A 22,785-nucleotide genomic window follows, 5' to 3' on the forward strand; every position below is an offset into this window, starting at 1 on the left:
AATATTTGAAAAGAAAAATTTGCGTAGCCGTTAATTAGTTTCTATTTTTGTCGCCAATTCACGACATTAAAGCCACACAAATTAAAAGGATAATGACAATATATGGCAGGGGAAGTGCAGATGATGATAATTCTAATTTAGCTTTAAGCCGATATTTCGGTATCTTTCCCTCAGGGAAAGATACCGGGTGTGATTATTTTTCGGGGAGTTTGATATCTTTAAACATCTCTTCGATATCTTCATTTGATCGTAATGCCACGGCGGTATCCACCACGTCACGCGTTAAATGCGGTGCAAAGCGCTGAATAAAATCATACATATAGCTTCGCAGGAAGGTACTGCGGCGGAAGCCAATTTTTGTCGTGCTGTGGCTGAAAATATCATGCGCATCAAGACGCACCAGGTCAGGGTCTGACACCGGGTCGACCGCCATGCTGGCGATCACCCCTACCCCCAGGCCAAGCCGTACATAGGTCTTTATGACGTCGGCATCGGTGGCGGTAAAGACAATCCGCGGCGTTAACCCGGCCCGGTTGAAGGCGGTATCAAGCTCAGATCGTCCGGTGAAGCCAAACGTGTAGGTGACCAGAGGATATTGCGCCAGCTCTTCGATTGACACCGACCCTTTGCCCGCCAGCGGATGATCCGGGGTCACCACAATGGAGCGGTTCCAGTGATAGCACGGCAGCATGACCAGATCGTCATAGAGATGGAGCGCTTCCGTCGCGATGGCAAAATCTGCATTGCCCTTCGACACCGCCTCCGCAATTTGCGTCGGCGACCCCTGGTGCATATGCAGGGAGACGCGCGGATAACGCTCGATAAAGCCCTTGATAACGCCCGGTAGCGCATAGCGCGCCTGGGTGTGCGTCGTGGCAATATACAGCGAGCCTTTATCCGGCCAGGTATGTTCCCCCGCCACAGACTTAATCGCATCGACTTTGGAAAGGACTTCCCGCGCAATACGGATGATTTCCTGCCCCGCTGGCGTTACCTGGGTAAGGTGCTTACCACTGCGGGCGAAAATCTGAATACCTAATTCATCCTCGAGCATGCGAACCTGCTTGCTGATGCCCGGTTGCGAGGTATATAGCCCCTCGGCGGTGGAAGAGACATTAAGGTTGTGATTCACCACCTCAACGATATAACGAAGCTGCTGTAATTTCATGCCAGACCATCCGATTTAGCGCACACGGTCAATCGCTTAAGACGATTTGATAATAAAAAAAGGGTTAACTATAACCACTATATCACTTATAGCCTGACTGTATAGTACGGAACAAAAAATAATAATAAGGTAATAAAAAAGGGCCGGAAGTCCGGCCCTTTCACGGGTAAGCTACGGTTAAGAAATATTATTTCTTGCCTTCAACCCATTTGCCATCGACAAAGAAGGCGGACCATCCGGTCGCTTTACCCTCTTTCTCTGCCGCAACGTACTGCTGCTTCGTTTTACGGCTAAAACGGACCACCGTCTTATTGCCTTCAGGATCCTGCTGTGGCGCATCGGCCAGATAACGCAGCTTCTCAGGCAGACGATCGCGGAAGCGATGCAGCTCTTCCACCAGCGGGGCGCGCGTTTCACGCGATTTCGGGAAGGTGTTGGCGGCCAGGAAGACACCTGCGGCACCATCACGCAGCACGAAGTACGCGTCGGATTTTTCACACGGCAATTCTGGCAGCGGAACCGGATCTTCCTTCGGCGGAGCAACCTCACCATTGCGCAGAATCTTGCGCGTGTTCTTACACTCGTCGTTGGTGCAGGCCATGTACTTACCGAAACGCCCCATTTTCAGGTGCATCTCAGAACCACACTTCTCGCACTCCACAATCGGACCGTCATAGCCTTTAATGCGGAACTCACCCTCTTCGATCTCATACCCGTCGCACGTTGGGTTGTTACCACACACGTGCAGCTTACGTTTAGGATCGATCAGATAGCTGTCCATCGCCGTGCCGCATTTTTTGCAGCGGCGTTTCGCGCGCAGGGCGTTGGTTTCCGCATCATCACCTTCCAGCACGTTGAGAACTTCGTTCTCCGGCACCAGGTTGATGGTTGTTTTGCAGCGCTCTTTTGGTGGCAGCGCATAGCCTGAACAGCCAAGGAACACGCCCGTTGTCGCAGTACGGATCCCCATCTTGCGGCCGCAGGTCGGGCAGTCGATGCTGGTCAGAACCATCTGGTTAGGCAGCATGCCGCCCTCTTCAGGATCTTTCTCCGCTTTCTCAAGCTGGTTGGTAAAGTCGCTGAAGAAGCTATCGAGAACCTTCTTCCACTCCGCCTTGTGACTGGCCACTTCGTCGAGGCTGTCTTCCATCTGCGCGGTGAAGTCGTAGTTCATCAATTCGCGGAAGTTAGCTTCCAGACGGTCAGTGACAATCTCACCCATTTTTTCGGCATAGAAACGGCGGTTCTCTACGCGAACGTAACCGCGGTCCTGAATGGTCGAGATGATTGACGCGTAGGTTGACGGACGACCAATCCCGCGTTTTTCCAGCTCTTTAACCAACGACGCTTCACTAAAGCGAGCAGGCGGCTTGGTGAAGTGCTGGGCCGGAACCAGGTCGACAAGCGACAACTCGTCGCCTTTGTTTACCGCAGGCAGCGTACGGTCTTCATCACCTTTACGCAGCGCAGGCATCACTTTCGTCCAGCCGTCGAAACGCAGAATACGACCGCGTGCCTTGAGGCGGAAGTCGCCCGCGCCAACGGTCAGCGTAGTGGAATCATATTTCGCTGGCGTCATCTGACACGCGACAAACTGACGCCAGATCAGCTGATACAGCTTCTGGGCGTCGGCTTCCATATCCTTCAGCGACTCGGCTAAAACAGAGACATCAGAAGGACGAATCGCTTCGTGCGCTTCCTGAGAATTCTCTTTGCTGGCGAACTGGTTGGCGCTTTCCGGCAGGTATTTTTTACCGAAGTTGTCGCTGATGTAGCCGCGCACCATGTTCACCGCGTCCTGGCTCAGGTTGGTGGAGTCAGTACGCATGTAGGTGATGTAACCCGCTTCATACAAGCGCTGGGCCATCATCATGGTTTTCTTCACGCCGTAACCCAGACGGGTGCTCGCCGCCTGTTGCAGTGTGGACGTGATAAACGGCGCGCCAGGCTTGCTGCTGGTCGGCTTATCTTCGCGTTCCAGTACCTGGTAGCGCGCTTTTTCCAGCAGCGCCACGGCGGCCATGGTCTGATCGCGGTTTTCAGGACGGAAAGGCTTATCGTTGTGATGGCTTACCTGCAGCGGCAGCGCATCACCGCCCGGGGTGGTGACATTGGCGTCAACTTCCCAGAACTCTTCCGGCACGAAGGCTTTAATTTCGCGTTCACGCTCAACGACAAGACGCACGGCTACAGACTGCACGCGTCCTGCAGACAGGCCGCGGGCAATCTTTTTCCACAGCAGGGGAGAAACCATGTAGCCCACAACGCGGTCCATAAAGCGACGCGCCTGCTGGGCGTTCACACGGTCGATATTCAGCTCGCCCGGCTTCTCAAACGCCTGACGAATCGCATTCTTTGTAATTTCGTTAAACACTACGCGGCTGTAGCGTTTGTCATCCCCGCCGATCACTTCCCGCAGGTGCCACGCAATGGCTTCCCCTTCGCGGTCAAGGTCGGTTGCGAGATAGATGTGGTCTGCTTTTTCAGCCAGCTGCTTCAGCTCGTTAACGACTTTTTCTTTCCCGGGCAGCACTTCATATTGTGCATCCCAGTTGTGCCATGGGTTAACACCCATGCGGTTGACAAGCGCGCTACGTTCATCCTTTTTAGGCTTTTTAGCCCCTTTGGTGGAGGTAGAGTCTGCGCTCTTTTTGCTGGCTGAGCCACTGGTCGGCAAATCGCGGATGTGACCAACGCTGGACTTAACCACGTAGTCATTACCCAGATACTTATTGATCGTTTTGGCTTTTGCCGGGGACTCAACGATGACGAGAGCTTTACCCATATTCACCTTTACCTAATTTAATTCTTCCAGGAATACGCCGCACGTTGATTTCCCTTCCGCTGACGACGAGCCAATGATATTGCGACTGCGTCAGGGGATATCAACCCCTATGTCTTACCGAACGTCAGAATGGCGACATCCAGGTCATTGAGTTTTCGGGTATTTTTCTCACATCTCGTATAATTCGTGACGAATTCCCGGTCGAATGTCAAGCAATTCTGTTGCCAGAATGACGAAAGCGCACACTCTACCTGATAAAATTCGTTACGCAACTTTATTAGCATGCAAAAGCAAATCCCGCCAACCTGCCCTCTGCATCTTATCCCCTCACATTACAGGGAAAATTTGCCCCCAAAGCGCCCCCGGCGTAGACTATTATCACTGTTTAAGGAGTGGATTATGCAGAATACGACCCAACCCATTGACCGAGCCTCTCTGCTTATCGAAGCAAACAAGCTTATTCGTGACCATGAAGATACGCTGGCAGGCATTGAAGCCACCGGCGTTGAGCAACGTAATGGCGTGCTGGTTTTCAGCGGCGAATACTTCCTTGACGAGCAGGGGTTACCGACCCCGAAAAGCACTGCCGTGTTTAATATGTTTAAATACCTGGCGCATACGCTTTCAGAGAAATATCACCTGGTCGATTAATGCAAAACGCGAGGCATATGCCTCGCGTTTTTGTTTACAGCAGCGGTTTTTGTCCGCGCTGTAGCCAGCGAAGCAGCAGGCGGTCCGCGCTTTCCGCCGCACTGTTGGTAAAGCGGTCCATCAGCCGTTTGCGCTGTGTAAAGCGCACGCCTACCAGTTCCCGGCCTTCCATCAGGTTGAGCAGCAGGTCATCACTGGTACCTACTTCATCCACCAGCCCTTTTTCCTGCGCCTGGATGCCGTACCAGTGCTCACCGGTCGCCACCTGTTCAATATCCAGCGTTGGGCGCATGCGATGTACGAAGTCTTTAAAGAGATGGTGAGTTTCATTCAGATCTTCACGGAATTTTTGGCGCCCCTCTTCCGTGTTTTCCCCCAGCAGCGTCAGGGTGCGTTTGTACTGACCCGCCGTGTGAAGTTCGATATCAATCTCTTTATTTTTCAGGAAGCGGTTAAAGTTAGGGATCTGTGCGACCACGCCAATGGAACCTATGATGGAAAACGGCGCCGCAACGATTTTGTCCGCCACGCAGGCCATCATATAGCCGCCGCTCGCCGCGACTTTATCTACCGCCACGGTAAGTGGGATCTGCTTCTCGCGCAGACGCTGCAGCTGTGAAGCGGCCAGCCCGTAACCGTGTACCACCCCGCCCGGGCTCTCAAGACGCACCACCACCTGATCCTGCGGCGTTGCCACGGCCAGAACCGCAGTCACCTCTTCGCGCAGCGAAGCGACTTCATGCGCATCCATGCTGCCTTTAAAATCGAGCACATAGACGCGGTGTTTTGCGTCGCCCTGCGGCGTCGCGAGCTTTGCCTTCGCCTTCGCGGCTTTGGCTTCCTGCTTGTGTTTTTTCTTCTGGGCTTTCAGCCACAGCTTCTGCTGATGGCTATCGAGCAGCGAGAGGGCCATCTCTTCCTGCATCTCTTTATACTGCTCGCTCAGGCGGGTGATGCGTAACTCCCCACGCTGACGCTTGCGCTGCGTCAGGTTGACAATCAGAACGGCAACCACGGCAATGGCAATCACCACCGTCGCGATTTTGGCCAAAAACAACCCATATTGAGAAAGTAATTCCACGCGTTCCACCTTGATTTAACCACGAATCTTTCACGGCAGTGTACAACAGCCCTGCCCCTGCGTCTCGCCCGTGACATTACCTCTGCGAGCCGTCTTCAGGAATCCCCGCGCTGCGGTTTAAATATTTGCAAATTGTTAATTTTGCAGCAATGCGTCCTGTAGACTGATTGAATTCTCACGCTAATTCGGGCATAAAGCCGAAAAGTCATTATGAAGGCGTGATTGAGACACCGTGCGCCTGAGGAGTCACCGTGCATTATCAACCGCAAAAAAACCTGCTGCAGAACCGAATCATTCTTGTCACCGGCGCCAGCGATGGTATTGGTCGCGAAGCGGCCCTGACGTACGCTGAATATGGCGCAAGCGTAATTCTGATTGGGCGTAACGAAGAAAAGCTCAAAGGGGTCGCTCAGGAAATTGAGGCCGCAGGCGGGACACCTGCCCCCTGGTACACGCTCGATTTGCTGACCTGCACCCCAGCGCTCTGCCAGGAGCTTGCTCACCGTATCAGTACCCACTACCCACGTCTTGACGGCGTACTGCACAACGCCGGTTTGTTAGGTGAAGTGCGTCCGATGGATGAACAGGATCCTGAAATCTGGCAGCAGGTGATGCAGGTTAACGTTAACGGTACTTTTTTCCTCACGCAGGCCTTGCTTCCTTTATTACTCAAATCCGAGTCTGGATCTCTGGTCTTCACCTCTTCCAGCGTAGGCCGCGAGGGACGCGCAAACTGGGGGGCTTATGCTGTCTCAAAATTCGCGACCGAGGGCATGATGCAGGTGCTGGCGGATGAGTATCAGAGCCGCCATCTGCGCGTAAACTGCATTAATCCGGGGGGGACGCGCACCAGCATGCGCGCCAGCGCGTTCCCGACGGAAGATCCGCTGAAGCTGAAAACCCCGGCAGACATTATGCCGCTCTATCTCTGGCTGATGGGCGACGACAGCCGCCGCAAAACCGGAATGACCTTTGATGCCCAGCCGGGCCGCAAACCGGGAATTTCGCAATGAGTGAAGAACGTCATCAGCAGCGACAGCAGCGTCTGAAGGAACAGGTTGACGCGCGCGTCGCGGCAGCCCAGGACGAGCGAGGGATCGTCATTGTTTTTACCGGCAATGGTAAAGGCAAAACTACTGCCGCGTTTGGCACCGCTACGCGCGCCGTCGGCCACGGGCAAAAAGTGGGGGTCATCCAGTTTATCAAAGGGGAATGGCCCAACGGTGAGCGTAATTTGCTTGAACCTCACGGCGTTGAGTTTCAGGTAATGGCGACCGGGTTTACGTGGGATACGCAGAACCGGGAAACCGATACCGCAGCCTGCCTTGCCGTCTGGAAGCACGCAAAAAGGATGCTGGCTGACCCGACGTTAAATATGGTGCTGCTGGATGAGATCACCTATATGGTCGCCTACGACTACCTGCCGCTGGAGGAGGTGCTGGATGCACTGAAGAGCCGCCCTGCGCACCAGACGGTTATCGTTACAGGTCGTGGGTGTCATCGTGAGATTATGGAGCTGGCAGATACCGTCAGCGAGCTGCGTCCGGTCAAGCATGCGTTTGATGCAGGCATCAAAGCACAAATTGGCATTGATTACTAAAGAAAAAGCCCGGTGAGTTCACCGGGCTTTTTCAATTAACCGTTGTTATTCCGGCTGCCAGAGCGACGATTGCTGTTCACCTGGCTGTGGCGTTTCACCGCACGACGGATCTGATTCGCCTTCATACGACGACGATCTTTCTCCACCGCCACTTTAGAGGTGGTTTCCGGCGTCAGGCCAACCAGCTCGCGCAGGTAGTTAGTCTGGGTAAGATCCAGCTCGGTATAACCACCGCGCGGCAGACCTTTCGGCAGCAGAATGTCGCCGTAGCGAACGCGGATCAGGCGGCTAACCTGCACGCCTACCGCTTCCCACAGACGACGCACCTCGCGATTACGGCCTTCGGTCAGGGTCACGTTGTACCACTGGTTAATCCCTTCACCACCGGTAAATTTGATGGTTTTGAACGCCGCAGGGCCGTCTTCCAGCTGCACGCCACGCGACAGATCGCGCAGTTTATTTTCATCGACCTGGCCGAAGACGCGAACGGCGTATTCACGCTCAACTTCACGGCTTGGGTGCATCAGACGGTTTGCCAGTTCACCATCGGTGGTGAACAGCAGCAGACCGCAGGTGTTCACGTCCAGACGCCCCACCGCAATCCAGCGGGCGCCGCGCAGTTTTGGCAGACGGTCAAACACCGTTGGACGACCTTCCGGGTCGTTGCGCGTACACAGCTCGCCTTCCGGCTTGTAATACGCCAGCACGCGGCAGATCTGTTCCGCGGACTCTTTCACGGAGATAAGATGACCGTCAATGCGAATCTTGAGCCCCGGTACGATTTCTACGCGGTCACCCAGCGTGGCGATTTTACCGTCCACACTCACGCGGCCCGCTTCTATAATGGCTTCGATTTCACGGCGTGAGCCGTGGCCGGCACGCGCCAGCACTTTCTGTAACTTCTCGCTCATTGAGCTTCCTCAGGTGTCGCCTTCACAGGCGTCGAATCAGGTCAAAAGCAGAGCCGAGCCCTGCTTTGATGGCCGCGTAGTATATCTGCTTACACCTTTACAAGAAAGGCTTAACATCACCCACGCCTTCACGAATCACTTCAGGCGCGTCTTCGGTCAGATCCACAACGGTAGTCGGCTGCTGGCCGAGATAACCTCCGTGAATAATCAGCTCCACCACCTTCTCCAGACGATCTTTTATCTCCTCCGGATCGGACTCGGTAAACTCGCTTCCCGGCAGCATCAGCGAGGTGGAGAGCATCGGCTCGCCGAGGGTTTCCAGCAGCGCCTGGGCAATCGGGTTCGACGGCACGCGCATGCCGATAGTCTTACGCTTTTCCTGCAGCAGGCGACGCGGCACCTCCTTCGTCCCTTTCAGAATGAAGGTGTAGTTACCCGGCGTGTTGTTCTTGATCAGGCGAAACGCCACGTTGTCGACATACGCATAGGTCGACAGCTCAGAGAGATCGCGGCACATCAGGGTAAAGTTATGGCCGTCCGGCAGCTGACGAATACGGCAAATGCGTTCCATCGCTCCTTTATCTTCAATTTTACAGCCCAGCGCGTAGCCGGAATCGGTCGGGTAGACTATCACGCCGCCTTTGCGGACGATCTCCACGGCCTGGTTAATCAGACGTGGCTGCGGATTGTCCGGATGGATATAGAAAAACTGACTCATACTTCCCTCTCTTCAATTTGCTGCGGCTGCTCCCAGAGCTGCCAGACCGGCTCAACGCCAGCGGGTAGCCAGAGCTTGCGTCCCAGCTCGATCCACGCGCAGGGCTGGTGGAAATCAGAGCCCTGTGACCCTAGCAGGCCAAACTGGCGGGCGTAAGTCGCGAGCTGCGCGCGCTCGTTGGGCGCCTGCTGACACTGGGCGACTTCCATCGCCTCGCCACCGCATTCGGCAAAGTGCGCCAGCAGCCGTTTCAGCCATTTAGCAGAAAGATTATACCGCCCCGGATGGGCCAGCACGGCCTTACCGCCAGAATGATGAATGACATCAATAGCTTGTTTTATTGTACACCACTGTGGCGGAACGTATCCGGTTTTCCCGCGCGCCAGATACTTTTTAAAGACATCCGCCATGGTCGTCGCTTTGCCCGCTTCAACCAGAAAGCGGGCGAAATGACCGCGGGTGACCGCCCCGCCGTTCGCCAGCTTTTGCGCACCTTCCAGCGCGCCCGGAATATGCGCCTTCTCCAGACGCTCGCCGATCATCTCCGCGCGCTGGTTGCGGCGCGTTTTTTGTTCTTGCAAAAAGGCAAGAAGTGCCGGATGTTCTATATCAATGTTCAGGCCAACGATATGAATCTCATGGTTTTCCCAGACGGTCGAGATCTCGACGCCGGGCACCAGATTCAGCGCCAGCCCGCTGCGGGCGATCTCGGCGCGCGCCGCCGGAATGGCGTCGGTGGTATCGTGATCGGTTATCGCCAGCGTGCCGACACGCATTTCAACCGCGCGATGAACCAGGGCTTCGGGTGTCAGCAGGCCATCAGAGGCCTGAGTATGGCTGTGTAAATCATAAATAATCGCGTAGGTGGTATCGCTCAAAGCACTTCCCATAACAGGTTGGAGACATCCGAAAACACCATGATACCGACTTAACGTGAAATTCTGAAATCAAGGGTTGACAATACGCCATCGAACTAGTTAACTAGTACGCAAGTTCACACGAGAAAGGTATCTGAAAATGACAGCACATTTCACTCTGCACGGTTGGTGGCGCACTTCCTGATCTTCGGGCAGTGTCACGCATCTGCGAAATGCAAACAGATACCCGCCCGCTACCCAGCGGGCTTTTTTTTGAACAGAATAAATGAGAACCACAACATGCAAACAGCCAAACCTCATCTCGAACTGTTGACCTGCGAGGCGGTCTATCGCCACAACCCGACCGCGCTGTTTCATCAGGTGTGCGGCGCGCGTCCGGCGACGCTGCTGCTGGAGTCTGCGGATATCGATAGTAAGGACGATCTGAAAAGCCTGCTGCTGGTCGACAGCGCGCTGCGCATTACCGCGTTAGGTGACACCGTCACCATTAAGGCGCTCTCTGATAATGGCGCATCGCTGCTGCCGCTGCTGGATGCGGCTCTGCCCGCGGGCATCGATAATGAACGTCACCCGGACCTGCGAATTCTGCATTTCCCACCGGTAAGCCAGCTGCTGGACGAAGACGCGCGCCTCTGCTCGCTGTCCGTGTTCGATGCCTTCCGCCTGCTGCAAAATCTTGTCACCGTGCCGGAAGATGAGCGCGAAGCAATGTTCTTCGGCGGGCTGTTTGCTTACGACCTGGTCGCCGGTTTTGAAGATTTGCCGGAAACCGAGCAGGGCAACCGCTGCCCGGACTACTGTTTCTACCTGGCCGAAACCCTGCTGGTGATCGACCATCAGAAAAAATATACCCGCATCCAGGCAAGCCTGTTCACGCCGTCTGCGTCTGAGAAAAACCGCCTTGAGCATCGCATCGCTCAGCTCCAGCAGCAGATGACGGAAGCGCCGCCTGCACTGCCGGTACAGCACGTGGAAAAAATGACATGCGACGTTAACCAGACCGACGATCAATACGGGGCCGTGGTTCGCCAGATGCAAAAGGCTATTCGCGCCGGGGAGATTTTCCAGGTTGTGCCGTCCCGCCGTTTCTCGCTGCCCTGCCCGTCACCGCTGGCGGCTTACGACGTGCTGAAGAAGAGCAACCCGAGCCCATATATGTTTTTTATGCAGGACAATGATTTCACGCTGTTCGGCGCCTCGCCGGAAAGCTCGCTGAAGTACGACGCCACCAGCCGCCAGATTGAGATCTACCCGATTGCGGGCACCCGTCCGCGTGGCCGTCGTGCCGATGGCTCGCTGGACCGCGATCTGGACAGCCGCATCGAACTTGAAATGCGAACCGACCACAAGGAGCTCTCCGAACACCTGATGCTGGTTGACCTGGCGCGTAACGACCTGGCGCGCATTTGCACCCCGGGCAGCCGCTACGTGGCAGACCTGACCAAAGTTGACCGTTACTCCTTCGTGATGCACCTGGTCTCCCGCGTGGTGGGTGAACTGCGCAGCGACCTCGACGTGCTGCACGCCTACCGCGCCTGCATGAATATGGGCACCCTGAGCGGCGCGCCGAAGGTGCGCGCCATGCAGCTTATCGCCGAAGCGGAAGGACGTCGTCGCGGGAGCTACGGCGGCGCGGTGGGTTACTTCACCGCCCACGGCGACCTCGATACCTGCATCGTGATCCGCTCCGCCTACGTCGAAGACGGTATTGCTACCGTTCAGGCCGGCGCCGGGATTGTTCTTGACTCTGTTCCGCAGTCTGAAGCTGACGAAACCCGCAGTAAAGCACGCGCGGTATTGCGCGCCATCGCTACCGCACACCACGCACAGGAGATTTTCTGATGGCTGACATTCTGCTGCTCGATAATATCGACTCCTTTACCTATAACCTGGCAGATCAGCTGCGTGCGAATGGTCACAACGTCGTTATCTACCGCAACCACGTTCCGGCTCAGACCCTGATTGACCGTCTGGCGACCATGCAAAACCCGGTACTGATGCTCTCTCCGGGGCCGGGCGCGCCGAGCGAAGCGGGCTGTATGCCCGAACTGCTGACCCGTATGCGCGGCAAGCTGCCGATTATCGGTATCTGCCTTGGTCACCAGGCAATCGTGGAAGCCTACGGCGGTTACGTCGGCCAGGCGGGCGAGATCCTGCACGGAAAAGCCTCCAGCATTGAACATGACGGCCAGGCAATGTTTGCCGGGCTGCCGAATCCGCTCCCGGTCGCGCGCTATCATTCGCTGGTCGGCAGCAACATTCCGGCCGGGCTGACCATTAACGCCTCGTTTGAAGGGATGGTGATGGCGGTACGCCACGATGCGGATCGCGTCTGCGGGATGCAGTTCCACCCGGAATCTATTTTGACCTCCAATGGCGCCCGCCTGCTGGAGCAGACCCTTGACTGGGCGTTGCAGAAGCTGGAGCAGACCAACACCCTGCAGCCGATTCTGGAAAAACTGTATCAGGCCCAGACCCTGAGCCAACAGGAGAGCCACCAGCTTTTTTCCGCCGTGGTGCGCGGCGAGCTGAAGCCTGAGCAGTTGGCCGCTGCGCTGGTGAGCATGAAAGTGCGCGGCGAAAGCCCGCAGGAGATCGCTGGTGCGGCCACCGCGCTGCTGGAAAATGCCGCTCCGTTCCCGCGCCCGGACTATCAGTTTGCCGATATCGTGGGGACCGGCGGTGACGGCAGCAACAGTATCAATATTTCTACCGCCAGTGCCTTTGTCGCCGCAGCGTGTGGACTGAAAGTGGCCAAGCACGGTAACCGCAGCGTCTCCAGCCGTTCAGGCTCGTCCGATCTGCTGGCCGCGTTTGGCATCAATCTGGAGATGAATGCCGAGCGTTCGCGTGAAGCGCTGGACGATTTGGGCGTTTGCTTCCTGTTTGCGCCGAAATATCACACCGGTTTCCGCCACGCGATGCCGGTTCGCCAGCAGCTTAAAACCCGCACGCTGTTTAACGTGCTCGGCCCGCTGATCAACCCGGCCCATCCGCCGCTGGCATTAATTGGTGTTTACAGCCCTGAGCTGGTCCTGCCGATTGCCGAGACGCTGCGCGTGCTGGGTTACAAACGCGCCGCCGTGGTGCACAGCGGCGGAATGGATGAAGTTTCGCTGCATGCGCCGACGCTGGTGGCCGAGCTTAACGATGGTGAAGTACTCAGCTATCAGCTTGAGGCGTCTGATTTCGGCTTAACGCCGTACCATCAGGATGCGCTGGCAGGCGGTACGCCGGAAGAAAACCGTGACATTCTGACGCGCTTACTACAAGGTAAAGGTGAGGCCGCTCATGAGGCCGCCGTGGCTGCCAACGTCGCCATGCTGATGCGTTTGCACGGTGAGGAAGACCTGAAGGCCAATGCTCAAAAAGTTCTGGATGTACTGCGCTCCGGTGCAGCTTACGATCGCGTTACCGCACTTGCGGCAAGAGGGTAAAGAATGCAGACCGTTTTAGCGAAAATCGTTGCCGATAAGGCCATCTGGGTGGAAGCACGCAAAGCAGAGCAGCCGCTTGCCAGTTTCCAGAATGACGTCGTCCCAAGCAGCCGTCGTTTCTATGACGCCCTGCAGGGTGCACGTACCGCCTTTATTCTGGAGTGCAAAAAGGCCTCTCCCTCAAAAGGCGTTATTCGTAACGATTTCGACCCGGCGCGTATCGCCGGTATTTATAAGCATCATGCGTCGGCAATCTCCGTGCTGACGGATGAGAAATATTTCCAGGGCAGCTTCGATTTTCTGCCGATCGTCAGCGGCATCGCACCGCAGCCGATCCTGTGCAAAGACTTTATTATCGACCCGTATCAGATCTGGCTGGCGCGTTTCTACCAGGCCGATGCCTGCCTGCTCATGCTCTCGGTACTTGATGACGAACAGTATCGCCAGCTTGCTGCGGTGGCGCACAGCCTGAACATGGGCGTGCTGACCGAAGTGAGTAACGAAGAAGAGCTTGAGCGCGCCATCGCGCTGGAAGCCAAAGTGGTCGGCATCAACAACCGCGATCTTCGCGACTTGTCGATTGACCTGAACCGCACCCGCCAGCTGGCGCCGCGTCTGGGTGCGGGCGTCACGGTGATCAGCGAGTCCGGCATTAACAGCTACGCCCAGGTGCGCGAGCTGAGCCACTTCGCCAACGGTTTCCTGATTGGCTCCGCCATGATGGAACATGACGACCTCAATGCGGCTGTGCGTCGCGTGCTGCTGGGTGAAAACAAAGTCTGCGGCCTAACCCGCGAACAGGATGCGCTGGCCGCGTATGAGGCTGGAGCAATCTATGGCGGTTTAATCTTCGTCGACACCTCTCCTCGTGCAGTCAATGAGGAACAGGCCCGCAAGGTAATCGCGGCGGCCCCGCTGAGCTATGTTGGCGTGTTCCGCAATGCGGATGTCGCGGACGTTGTGGCAAAAGCCGACGCGTTATCCCTGAGTGCCGTTCAGCTCCATGGCGATGAAGATCAGGCGTATATCAATGCCCTGCGAGACGCGCTGGCACCGCAGGTTCAAATCTGGAAAGCACAAAGCGTGGGCACCACCCTGCCCGCACGTAATCTTCACCACGTTGACAAATACGTGCTCGACAACGGCCAGGGCGGCACCGGACAACGTTTTGACTGGTCGCTGCTGAACGGCGAAAAGCTGGACAACGTCCTGCTGGCGGGTGGACTAAGCCCGGATAACTGTGTGGAAGCCGCGAAAACCGGCTGCGCAGGCCTCGATTTCAATTCAGGCGTAGAGTCGCAACCGGGTATCAAAGATGCCAGCAAGCTGGCCTCGGTGTTTAAAACTCTGCGTGCATATTAAGGAAGAGAAGATGACGACATTACTTAACCCGTATTTTGGTGAATTCGGCGGGATGTACGTTCCGCAAATCCTGATGCCCGCGCTGCGCCAGCTGGAAGAAGCGTTCGTGAGCGCGCAGAAAGATCCGGCGTTTCAGGCGGAGTTTACCGACCTGCTGAAAAACTACGCCGGGCGTCCAACGGCGCTGACCAAATGCCGCAACCTGACCGAAGGCACCAAAACCACGCTGTATCTTAAGCGTGAAGACCTGCTGCACGGCGGCGCGCATAAAACTAACCAGGTGCTGGGCCAGGCGCTGCTCGCGAAGCGTATGGGTAAATCCGAAATCATCGCCGAAACTGGCGCGGGCCAGCACGGCGTGGCTTCTGCGCTCGCCAGCGCCCTGCTCGGCCTGAAGTGCCGCATCTATATGGGTGCTAAAGACGTTGAGCGTCAGTCGCCGAACGTATTCCGTATGCGCCTGATGGGTGCGGAAGTGATCCCGGTGCACAGCGGTTCTGCGACGCTGAAAGATGCCTGTAACGAAGCGCTGCGCGACTGGTCCGGCAGGTACGAAACCGCGCACTATATGCTCGGCACCGCGGCAGGTCCTCACCCGTTCCCGACCATCGTGCGCGAATTCCAGCGCATGATCGGTGAAGAGACTAAAGCGCAGATCCTTGAAAAAGAGGGTCGCCTGCCGGATGCAGTCATTGCCTGCGTCGGCGGCGGGTCTAACGCCATCGGCATGTTTGCCGATTTTATCGATGAAACCCGCGTGGGGCTGATTGGCGTAGAGCCTGCCGGTCATGGGATTGAAACCGGCGAGCACGGCGCGCCGCTGAAGCATGGCCGCGTGGGGATCTACTTCGGCATGAAAGCCCCGATGATGCAGACCGATGAAGGGCAGATTGAAGAGTCTTACTCAATTTCTGCCGGACTGGACTTCCCGTCCGTTGGGCCACAGCACGCGTTCCTGAACAGCACGGGACGAGCGGACTATGTCTCCATTACCGATGACGAAGCGCTGGAAGCCTTCAAAACGCTGTGCCGCAGCGAAGGGATCATCCCGGCGCTGGAGTCTTCTCACGCGCTGGCGCATGCGCTGAAAATGATGAAAGAGAACCCGGAAAAAGAACAACTGCTGGTGGTGAACCTTTCCGGTCGCGGTGACAAAGATATCTTCACCGTTCACGATATTTTGAAAGCACGAGGGGAAATCTGATGGAACGCTACGATAACGTATTTGCTGAACTGAAATCCCGCCAGGAAGGCGCTTTCGTCCCCTTCGTTACCCTGGGCGACCCTGGCCCTGAGCAGTCTCTGAAGATTATCGACGCCCTGATTGAAGCCGGTGCCGACGCGCTGGAGCTGGGTATTCCGTTCTCCGATCCGCTGGCGGATGGCCCCACCATCCAGAACGCCACCCTGCGCGCCTTTGCGGCAGGCGTGACCCCAACCCAGTGCTTTGAAATGCTGGCGGCGATCCGCCAGAAGCACCCGACCATTCCGATTGGCCTGCTGATGTACGCCAACCTGGTGTTCAACCGTGGTGTTGACGAGTTCTATGCAGAATGCGCGCGCGTGGGTGTCGACTCGGTCCTGGTAGCAGACGTGCCCGTGGAAGAGTCCGCGCCGTTCCGCCAGGCTGCGATGCGTCACAATGTCGCCCCTATTTTCATCTGCCCGCCTAACGCCGATGATGAACTGCTGCGCCAGATAGCCTCTTACGGGCGCGGGTATACCTATCTGCTTTCGCGCGCGGGCGTGACTGGCGCCGAGAATAAAGCTGCACTGCCGCTGCATCATCTGGTGGAAAAGCTGGCCGAGTACCATGCCGCGCCGCCGCTGCAGGGCTTTGGGATTTCATCTCCCGACCAGGTCACGGCGGCGATTGAGGCTAACGCAGCCGGTGCAATCTCAGGCTCCGCTATCGTTAAAATCATTGAGAAGAACGTGGACAAGCCAGAGCAAATGCTGGCTGAGCTGAAAACGTTTGTCAGCGCAATGAAAGCGGCAACGCGCAAAGCGTAACCTCTCCACCGTCTGGCTTCGCCGCCAGACGGTGTTTCTTTAGCGCCGTCATTCTGGGCACTGCCACGCACATTCGCCTGCTTTTATCGCCTGGAACGAATTTGAAAATAAAGTTACTGACCGCAACAAAATAGCTCGGTGCGGCTTAGGATTCAGGTCGTGGACTTGCCTGTACCGGATATGCCATTATATGATTTGGTTAAATCTTTGTATTTATCTCCTGAATGAGGTTAATACATAATGGCATACGATTCAGGCGATAAGCGATGGTGTACTTGGATTATTTATTAACATTCATAGAAAGCAATCCGGCTCTGGCCATTGGATTTAATCTTATTCTGCTGGTCATCTCCGGTTTCTTTGCGCACCTGATGTGCAAATTTCTGCTCATAAAAATCGTTCGTAAGGTCTTCTTTGCCAGCCATAAACAGGATGTCCCGCTGGAAAAAGATCGTCGTATTGCCGAGAAGCTGTCGAATTTCATTCCGGTTATTATCGTTTATTATGTCCTGCAGTTTATGCCCAATATGCCGACATCGTTGGTGACGGCAATAAATACCATCTGTGGGATTTTATTCTTTATTTTTCTGTCGGTTTTCTTCAATGAGATGCTGGATATTGTCAACAGCTCTTATTTACGCAAGACGAAGCGTAAAAATCACTCTATCAAAGGCTACATCCAGATAGGGAAAATATTTATCCACATCATCGCTGCGATCATGATACTTGCCGTCATGTCGAATAAATCCCCTGCGATCATTATTTCCAGCCTCGGGGCCGTGGCGGCCGTACTGATGTTAGTCTTTCAGCACACCCTGCTTTCGCTCGTGGCCAATATCCAGCTTTCGTCAAATGATGTCCTGCAGTTGGGGGACTGGATTGAAATGCCCGATAAGAACCTGAGTGGCGAAGTGACCGACATAGCGCTGCACACCATTACCATCCGTAACTGGGATAACACGATCTCGCGTATACCGACCAAAAACTTCCTGACCGAAACGTATACCAACTGGCAGGCCATGTTTTCGTCAGGCGCGCGCCGGATTATGCGCAGCACCACTATCGATCAGCACTCCGTTAAATTTCTCACTCAGGAAACCCTGGCCCCGATGCTGGCCCTGCGCGGCACGAATGAACCGCTGGCAAAGCTCATCGACGGGCGTGATCCCATGGGCGTACCGGACAGTTGGTTTATGGATAATGGCCTGACAAATTTAACGCTTTTTCGGCACTACCTGATGGCATGGCTCGCCGATCGGCCTGATATTATCAAAGATATGTATATTGTCGTGAGAACGCTAAAGCCTACGCCGTCGGGTATTCCCCTGGAAATTTATTGCTTTACCTCTTCCGTACTGTGGATGGAGTATGAAAATACCCAGTCAGCGATATTTGAATACATCACCGCTGTCGCCGGTCAATTCTCGCTCCGCTTATATCAGCATCCGGCTGGTCATGATTTCTGGCGTTTATCACAGGAATACAGCCTTCGGGACCGTATCCCGCCTCCGGGTGAAGGATAATTGTCTCTGAAAACAGGTCGACAAGACAGAATAACAATTCTCCTGAAGTCTTAAAAAAACCCGCACTCGGCGGGTTTTTTGTTATCAGTGAAACTTAACTGCTCAGACTCGCATCTTCATCGCTATCGTAAGGGTCATTGATAACAGGCGCGACTTACAGCGGAGAAACATTACCCGCTGCCGGGCCTTTAGCGCCATTTTCAATGGTGAAGGACACTTTCTGGCCTTCATCAAGCGATTTGAAGCTGTCGCTCTGAATAGCAGAGAAATGTACGAATACATCTTTGCTGCCGTCGTCAGGCGTGATAAAACCAAAACCATTATCAACATTAAACCATTTTACTAAACCAGTCATTTTATTAAACATAGATAATTCCTTATTTTTTGAGCCACTAAGCGCGGCGATGATGGCCTGTATTTAGAGAGTAACTTATTTGGCACTTAGGAGGAGGCTCACGAAGAAGAGTATCTATTGATAACACCTGAACTGAGGACTGCTTTACTAAACTGCTTTTATAAGGTCTATATTCCAAACCGATGACGCTATCCAGGCACAGAAAAATTTTTTTAAGTAAAGTTTTTATTTTTTATTATAACCACTTAAACACCCGGACGGCTTAATGGTTATGAAAACTAAAGCCGCTGGAGCCATGTATTCGCATCCTGTGATAGCCAAAGCATATCGCCCCTTTTAGTGACGGAGAGTTCCGTGAAAGTGGTGGAGCTTATCGGCACAGAGTGAACACCCCCTCACTATGTAGCTCAATATGCTTAAAATTCATGCCTATAGCGCACAAAGTGAAATAGATTTTCGTTCGAAGCCACTTATCATAGGTGTTTTGAATGAAAGTGGTGGTGTTAATGTCTGTACTCAAAAGCTTTTTCTTCTTTCTTTTCGCGTCAGCAGCCTGCTCCTTGCCCGTACTTTGTCTGTGGGCGGATATCTCTTTATTTAATCTGGATATACCGGAGATATCGCTGACCGAAATTGTGCAGGAATCGGTTTTAGGGGGCATCGTATTTATTCACTTCCTGCTGGCGAAGAAATGGGAATTCATGCGCTATTGCAACATCCTGATCGGCGGTTTTTTCCTCTCCATGCTGATTCGCGAACTGGATGCATTTTTTGATCTTCTGGCTCATGGAAGTTGGGTGTGGTTTGCACTACTTTCCGCCATTTGCGCTTTGCTTTATCCCGTTGTCCATTTCCGACTTACTCTTACGCAACTGACCCACTATACCCGTACCCCCTGGTACGGCATGATGCTCAGTGGTCTGCTGGCAGTCCTGGTTTTCTCCCGGCTGTTTGGAATGCAAGAATTATGGTACGCGATACTCGATCAAAGCTACGTCAGGGTGGTCAAGAATGTCGTGGAGGAAGGCAGCGAATCATTCGGGTATATGCTCTGCCTTACCGCATCTGTAGGGTACTACTGCTCTTTCCGATCCCTCTCCCGCCAGAAATGATTCGGGCATTCGAACAGGTGATAAACGAAGCTCCGGTGTGTAAAACCGGAAGCCTCGTTTTGGCTACGCAAGCTTTGCCAGCGCCTCGCCGATGCTTTTTGCTCCGCCGTAGAGATCATGGCCGCTGATAATGTGCTCAGTACTGTCAACCGTAACCAACAGCAGCGGAACCCCGCTGAAACCTTTTTGATTCATAAGACGCTTTACGTCAGCGATCCTGTCGTCCGTCAGGCTACGAAGCGCGTTATCGGCATCAAGCCGGCCGGCAAAGTTATTGGGGTTGAGGTCAACGTTATTTTCCCGAGCCCAGGCGATGCCGATCTCTTCCACCACATCACTTTGCGAGGTATCACGCCCCAGTACATAGCGAGCATGTTGCAGTGCACGAAGCAGCCCTGCCTCTGCCACCGGGCTGATTTCATGAAAAGCCGTAAGTGCCCGGTTCATAAACGTCGAATCAAAGCGCGCACCTGTGTTCAGGAACTGGTGATAGCTCTCACTGAATGGCTGACCGGTCAGCGAAGCGATACGCCGATCGTTTGTCCACGCATATTCTGCCCATTGGGCGGTGATGTGCCGGGCACCCTCATCACAAAAAAGACCGCAGGGCATTAACGTGAGTTTTTCAATGTAATGTTGTGCCAGATAATTCAGGGCGGGCGAGCTGGCATAACACCAGCCGCAAAGTGGGTCAAAAAAATACTGTAGATTGTCAATGCGCATGTGGTATCCCCTGGGAATCATTAGCCCTCATCATAATGAGATTCCTCAATGCGAAAAACAGCCCTCCAGTAAATTCAGTGTTTCATAGAGCGTACGAATGGACAGTATGTCTCTGCCCGAATGACCCCATCAGGCCAGGTCATTGGCGTCCGGTTTCTGCGCACGGTGGATCTTGTCACGGATCTTATCGACTGATGCTTTGATGTCAGCAATGATGTCAGCATCCATCCCCAGGGTATCCACAATACAGCGCGTGATAGTGCTGGTCTCGCTTTTCAGCGCCTCCCCCTTCACCGTCAGGTGGATAAGCACTTCGCGCTCATCCTTCGGATTACGTGTCCGGGTGATCAACCCCGCAGTCTCCAGCCGCTTCAGTAAAGGGGTCAACGTGCTGGACTCAAGAAAAAGAATTCCACTCAGTTCCTTCACTGTTCGCCCATCCTGATTCCACAAGGTAACCATCACCAGATACTGGGGATAGGTCAGGCCAAGCTTATCAAGCATGGGACGATAGAGCTGAGTAAAAGCATGTCCTGCAGAGTAAAGAGAGAAACAGAGCATACCGTGCACATCTGGCAGGGAATCCTCGAAATTAGTGTGTTTAGTCATATGTCCTCCAGTCCCCTTAAAATAGTTTGCATACGATTTAATTGCAAGCGATTGACAAAGACAAAAAGGGCTGCCATATTCATTTGCACACAAACAAATCGCACACAAACAAATAACGCAACACATAACAGGAGTACAAAATGACAACTTTCATCACCAAAGACGGAACAGGCATTTTTTACAAAGACTGGGGTTCAGGTCAGCCTATCCTCTTCGCTCACGGATGGCCGTTATCGTCTGATGCCTGGGATCAGCAAATGCTGTTTTTCAGCCAGAATGGTTTCCGGGTTATCGCGCATGACCGTCGCAGCCATGGGCACTCAGACCAGACTTTCCACGGCAACAATATGGATCAGTATGCGGACGATCTCGCTGAACTGATTGAGTCGCTGGATCTGAAGGATCTCATTTTAGTGGGTCACTCCACAGGGGGCGGCGAAGTTGCACATTATATCGGCCGTCATGGTACCTCACGCGTGGCTAAAGTCGTTCTGGTCGGCGCAGTCCCTCCTCTTATGCTCCGGACGGATGGCAATCCAGACGGTACTTCGATTGAGGTGTTTGATGCTATCCGCGAAGGCACGGCCAAAAACCGCTCACAGTTTTACTTTGACCTGACAATTCCGTTCTATGGCTTTAACCGTGACCATGTCCCCACCAATGACGGGTTACGGGAAAACTTCCGCAGAATTGGCCTGCAGGGCGGCATTAAAGGGCAATATGACTGCATCCATGAGTTCTCTGAAGTCGATTACACACGCGACCTGCAGCAGATTGATCGCCCTACGCTGATTATTCATGGCGACGATGACCAGATTGTCCCCATTAAGGCATCCGCACACCGCGCCGCTGAGATCGTTGCGAATGCGACGCTGACAATATATGCCGGTGGTTCACATGGACTGGCTGAGACAGAGGCCGATCGCTTTAACGCTGACGTACTGGCCTTTATTCGCGGCTAACCAGGTGGCCTGTTCCAGACAGGCCCCCCTACGCATACCCTTTAAACTGTATTGAAAAGAGGAATGATCATGTCCAAATTTGCTGCCTCCCTTGCCGTTGCCGCCGTTCTGCTGTCTGCCAGCGCAATCGCCGAAACCGCTAAGCCGACCGTTGTCCTGGTTCATGGTGCCTTTGCCGACTCTTCTAGCTGGAATGGCGTTACCCGGATCCTGCAAAAGGATGGATATAATGTCGTTGCTGCGGCGAATCCGCTGCGCAGTGTTTCGGGTGATGCGGCTTACGTCTCTTCTGTGGTGAACAACATTAAGGGGTCGGTCGTCCTTGTCGGGCATTCCTATGGTGGCCAGGTTATTACGAACACGGCCCGTGATACAAACAATGTCAAATCGCTGGTTTATGTCGCCGCATTTGCTCCCGACGCGGGTGAAGCCGCGGCCGACCTGGCAGGAAAATTCCCTGGCGGCACGCTTGGCCAGGCGTTCGCCGCACCGGTGAAGCTGGCTGATGGTAGCGTCGATCTCTCCATCGATCAGGCGAAGTTCCACCAGCAATTCGCGCATGACGTTTCAGCTGAAGAAGCGGCGCTGATGGCCGCAGGGCAAAGACCGATTACCGAAGCGGCTTTAACTGAAAAATCGGGTGCGCCAGCCTGGAAAAAACTGCCCTCTTACTTCATTTACGGTGACGGCGACAAGAATATCCCCGCCCAGGGTTTGCGATTCATGGCTGAACGCGCGGGATCAAAACACACCGTTGTGATTAAAGGCGCATCCCATGTCGTGATGGTTTCAAATCCGCAGGATGTCGCCACACTTATCGAGGAAGCGGCGAAGTAAACATCATTCTCCCGCCCCGAAAGCCCCCCCTCGCCTGAGGGGGGGCCATATCCGTAATGC

The 22,785-nt window shown here is 54.5% G+C and carries 22 protein-coding genes, 1 pseudogene and 1 other annotated feature; of the genes and pseudogenes, 14 read left to right on the forward strand and 9 right to left on the reverse strand.

Annotation, left to right across the window (positions count from 1 at the left end; genetic code table 11):
- Window positions 1-193: 193 nt before the first annotated feature.
- Complete coding sequence (gene cysB / locus IM314_RS02910) at window positions 194-1,168, reverse strand: HTH-type transcriptional regulator CysB (protein WP_028013403.1); 975 nt, start codon at window positions 1,166-1,168, stop codon at window positions 194-196.
- 187 nt (window positions 1,169-1,355) lie between these two features.
- Complete coding sequence (gene topA, locus IM314_RS02915) at window positions 1,356-3,953, reverse strand: type I DNA topoisomerase (RefSeq protein ID WP_041909639.1); 2,598 nt, start codon at window positions 3,951-3,953, stop codon at window positions 1,356-1,358.
- Window positions 3,954-4,352: 399 nt separating this feature from the next.
- Between topA and IM314_RS02920 the strand changes: the two genes are divergently transcribed.
- A complete protein-coding gene (locus IM314_RS02920) occupies window positions 4,353-4,604 on the forward strand; it encodes a YciN family protein (protein WP_003856804.1) in 252 nt (83 codons plus the stop codon).
- A gap of 34 nt (window positions 4,605-4,638) precedes the next feature.
- Here IM314_RS02920 and sohB read toward each other — a convergent pair whose 3' ends face one another.
- On the reverse strand, window positions 4,639-5,685 hold the full coding sequence (gene sohB / locus IM314_RS02925) for a protease SohB (RefSeq protein ID WP_193358159.1): 1,047 nt from the start codon (window positions 5,683-5,685) through the stop codon (window positions 4,639-4,641).
- 251 nt (window positions 5,686-5,936) lie between these two features.
- Here sohB and IM314_RS02930 point away from each other — a divergent pair, with 251 nt between their 5' ends.
- Both IM314_RS02930 and cobO read left to right on the forward strand, forming a co-directional pair.
- Window positions 5,937-6,698, forward strand: coding sequence for a YciK family oxidoreductase (locus IM314_RS02930; protein WP_028013406.1), 762 nt, complete (start codon window positions 5,937-5,939; stop codon window positions 6,696-6,698).
- Window positions 6,695-7,285, forward strand: a complete 591-nt coding sequence (gene cobO, locus IM314_RS02935) for a cob(I)yrinic acid a,c-diamide adenosyltransferase (protein ID WP_045630540.1) — start codon at window positions 6,695-6,697, stop codon at window positions 7,283-7,285. Before IM314_RS02930 ends, cobO begins: the two co-directional genes overlap by 4 nt.
- A gap of 35 nt (window positions 7,286-7,320) precedes the next feature.
- Here the strand turns inward: cobO and rluB are convergent, their stop codons facing one another.
- The 3 genes from rluB to rnm all read right to left on the reverse strand — a co-directional run bounded on the left by rluB (window position 7,321) and on the right by rnm (window position 9,792).
- Entirely contained in the window at window positions 7,321-8,196 is an 876-nt protein-coding gene (gene rluB / locus IM314_RS02940; protein WP_028013408.1) for a 23S rRNA pseudouridine(2605) synthase RluB, read from the reverse strand.
- 97 nt (window positions 8,197-8,293) lie between these two features.
- Window positions 8,294-8,914: an L-threonylcarbamoyladenylate synthase gene (locus IM314_RS02945; RefSeq protein WP_003856793.1), complete on the reverse strand. Its 621-nt coding sequence runs from the start codon at window positions 8,912-8,914 to the stop codon at window positions 8,294-8,296.
- Window positions 8,911-9,792, reverse strand: coding sequence for an RNase AM (gene rnm, locus IM314_RS02950; RefSeq protein WP_028013409.1), 882 nt, complete (start codon window positions 9,790-9,792; stop codon window positions 8,911-8,913). The genes IM314_RS02945 and rnm overlap by 4 nt, the downstream gene beginning before the upstream one ends.
- A gap of 139 nt (window positions 9,793-9,931) precedes the next feature.
- On the opposite strand from rnm, the gene trpL reads away from it, so the two are divergent.
- From trpL to IM314_RS02985, 8 genes and pseudogenes are all read left to right on the forward strand, one after another.
- On the forward strand, window positions 9,932-9,976 hold the full coding sequence (gene trpL / locus IM314_RS22105) for a trp operon leader peptide (RefSeq protein WP_106993556.1): 45 nt from the start codon (window positions 9,932-9,934) through the stop codon (window positions 9,974-9,976).
- Window positions 9,953-10,046, forward strand: a sequence feature (Trp leader region). It overlaps the preceding gene by 24 nt.
- A gap of 25 nt (window positions 10,047-10,071) precedes the next feature.
- Complete coding sequence (locus tag IM314_RS02960) at window positions 10,072-11,634, forward strand: anthranilate synthase component 1 (protein WP_049138277.1); 1,563 nt, start codon at window positions 10,072-10,074, stop codon at window positions 11,632-11,634.
- A complete protein-coding gene (gene trpD, locus IM314_RS02965; protein WP_193358158.1) occupies window positions 11,634-13,229 on the forward strand; it encodes a bifunctional anthranilate synthase glutamate amidotransferase component TrpG/anthranilate phosphoribosyltransferase TrpD in 1,596 nt (531 codons plus the stop codon). Before IM314_RS02960 ends, trpD begins: the two co-directional genes overlap by 1 nt.
- A gap of 3 nt (window positions 13,230-13,232) precedes the next feature.
- Window positions 13,233-14,591, forward strand: coding sequence for a bifunctional indole-3-glycerol-phosphate synthase TrpC/phosphoribosylanthranilate isomerase TrpF (gene trpCF, locus IM314_RS02970; protein WP_193358157.1), 1,359 nt, complete (start codon window positions 13,233-13,235; stop codon window positions 14,589-14,591).
- A gap of 10 nt (window positions 14,592-14,601) precedes the next feature.
- Window positions 14,602-15,795, forward strand: a complete 1,194-nt coding sequence (trpB, locus tag IM314_RS02975; protein ID WP_193358156.1) for a tryptophan synthase subunit beta — start codon at window positions 14,602-14,604, stop codon at window positions 15,793-15,795.
- Window positions 15,795-16,604, forward strand: a complete 810-nt coding sequence (trpA, locus tag IM314_RS02980) for a tryptophan synthase subunit alpha (protein ID WP_048956178.1) — start codon at window positions 15,795-15,797, stop codon at window positions 16,602-16,604. The genes trpB and trpA overlap by 1 nt, the downstream gene beginning before the upstream one ends.
- A gap of 266 nt (window positions 16,605-16,870) precedes the next feature.
- Window positions 16,871-17,291 (forward strand): annotated as a pseudogene (locus tag IM314_RS21930) (hypothetical protein).
- Window positions 17,292-17,398: 107 nt separating this feature from the next.
- Window positions 17,399-18,127, forward strand: a complete 729-nt coding sequence (locus IM314_RS02985) for a mechanosensitive ion channel domain-containing protein (RefSeq protein ID WP_323189860.1) — start codon at window positions 17,399-17,401, stop codon at window positions 18,125-18,127.
- A gap of 154 nt (window positions 18,128-18,281) precedes the next feature.
- Here the strand turns inward: IM314_RS02985 and cspA are convergent, their stop codons facing one another.
- Window positions 18,282-18,494: an RNA chaperone/antiterminator CspA gene (cspA, locus tag IM314_RS02990; RefSeq protein ID WP_193358155.1), complete on the reverse strand. Its 213-nt coding sequence runs from the start codon at window positions 18,492-18,494 to the stop codon at window positions 18,282-18,284.
- A gap of 494 nt (window positions 18,495-18,988) precedes the next feature.
- On the opposite strand from cspA, the gene IM314_RS02995 reads away from it, so the two are divergent.
- Complete coding sequence (locus tag IM314_RS02995) at window positions 18,989-19,594, forward strand: transporter (protein WP_193358154.1); 606 nt, start codon at window positions 18,989-18,991, stop codon at window positions 19,592-19,594.
- A gap of 63 nt (window positions 19,595-19,657) precedes the next feature.
- Here the strand turns inward: IM314_RS02995 and IM314_RS03000 are convergent, their stop codons facing one another.
- The gene (locus IM314_RS03000) at window positions 19,658-20,317 is read right to left on the reverse strand and encodes a DsbA family protein (protein WP_193358153.1); all 660 of its coding nucleotides are present in this window, start codon (window positions 20,315-20,317) and stop codon (window positions 19,658-19,660) included.
- A 129-nt stretch (window positions 20,318-20,446) separates the two neighbouring features.
- The gene (locus IM314_RS03005; protein ID WP_193358152.1) at window positions 20,447-20,926 is read right to left on the reverse strand and encodes a MarR family winged helix-turn-helix transcriptional regulator; all 480 of its coding nucleotides are present in this window, start codon (window positions 20,924-20,926) and stop codon (window positions 20,447-20,449) included.
- Between the two features lie 140 nt (window positions 20,927-21,066).
- Here IM314_RS03005 and IM314_RS03010 point away from each other — a divergent pair, with 140 nt between their 5' ends.
- Both IM314_RS03010 and IM314_RS03015 read left to right on the forward strand, forming a co-directional pair.
- A complete protein-coding gene (locus tag IM314_RS03010; RefSeq protein ID WP_047364946.1) occupies window positions 21,067-21,888 on the forward strand; it encodes an alpha/beta fold hydrolase in 822 nt (273 codons plus the stop codon).
- Window positions 21,889-21,957: 69 nt separating this feature from the next.
- On the forward strand, window positions 21,958-22,725 hold the full coding sequence (locus IM314_RS03015; protein WP_193358151.1) for an alpha/beta fold hydrolase: 768 nt from the start codon (window positions 21,958-21,960) through the stop codon (window positions 22,723-22,725).
- Window positions 22,726-22,785: the final 60 nt, after the last annotated feature.

This window comes from Enterobacter cloacae complex sp. P42RS (genome assembly GCF_014930595.1).
Lineage (GTDB): Bacteria > Pseudomonadota > Gammaproteobacteria > Enterobacterales > Enterobacteriaceae > Enterobacter > Enterobacter bugandensis.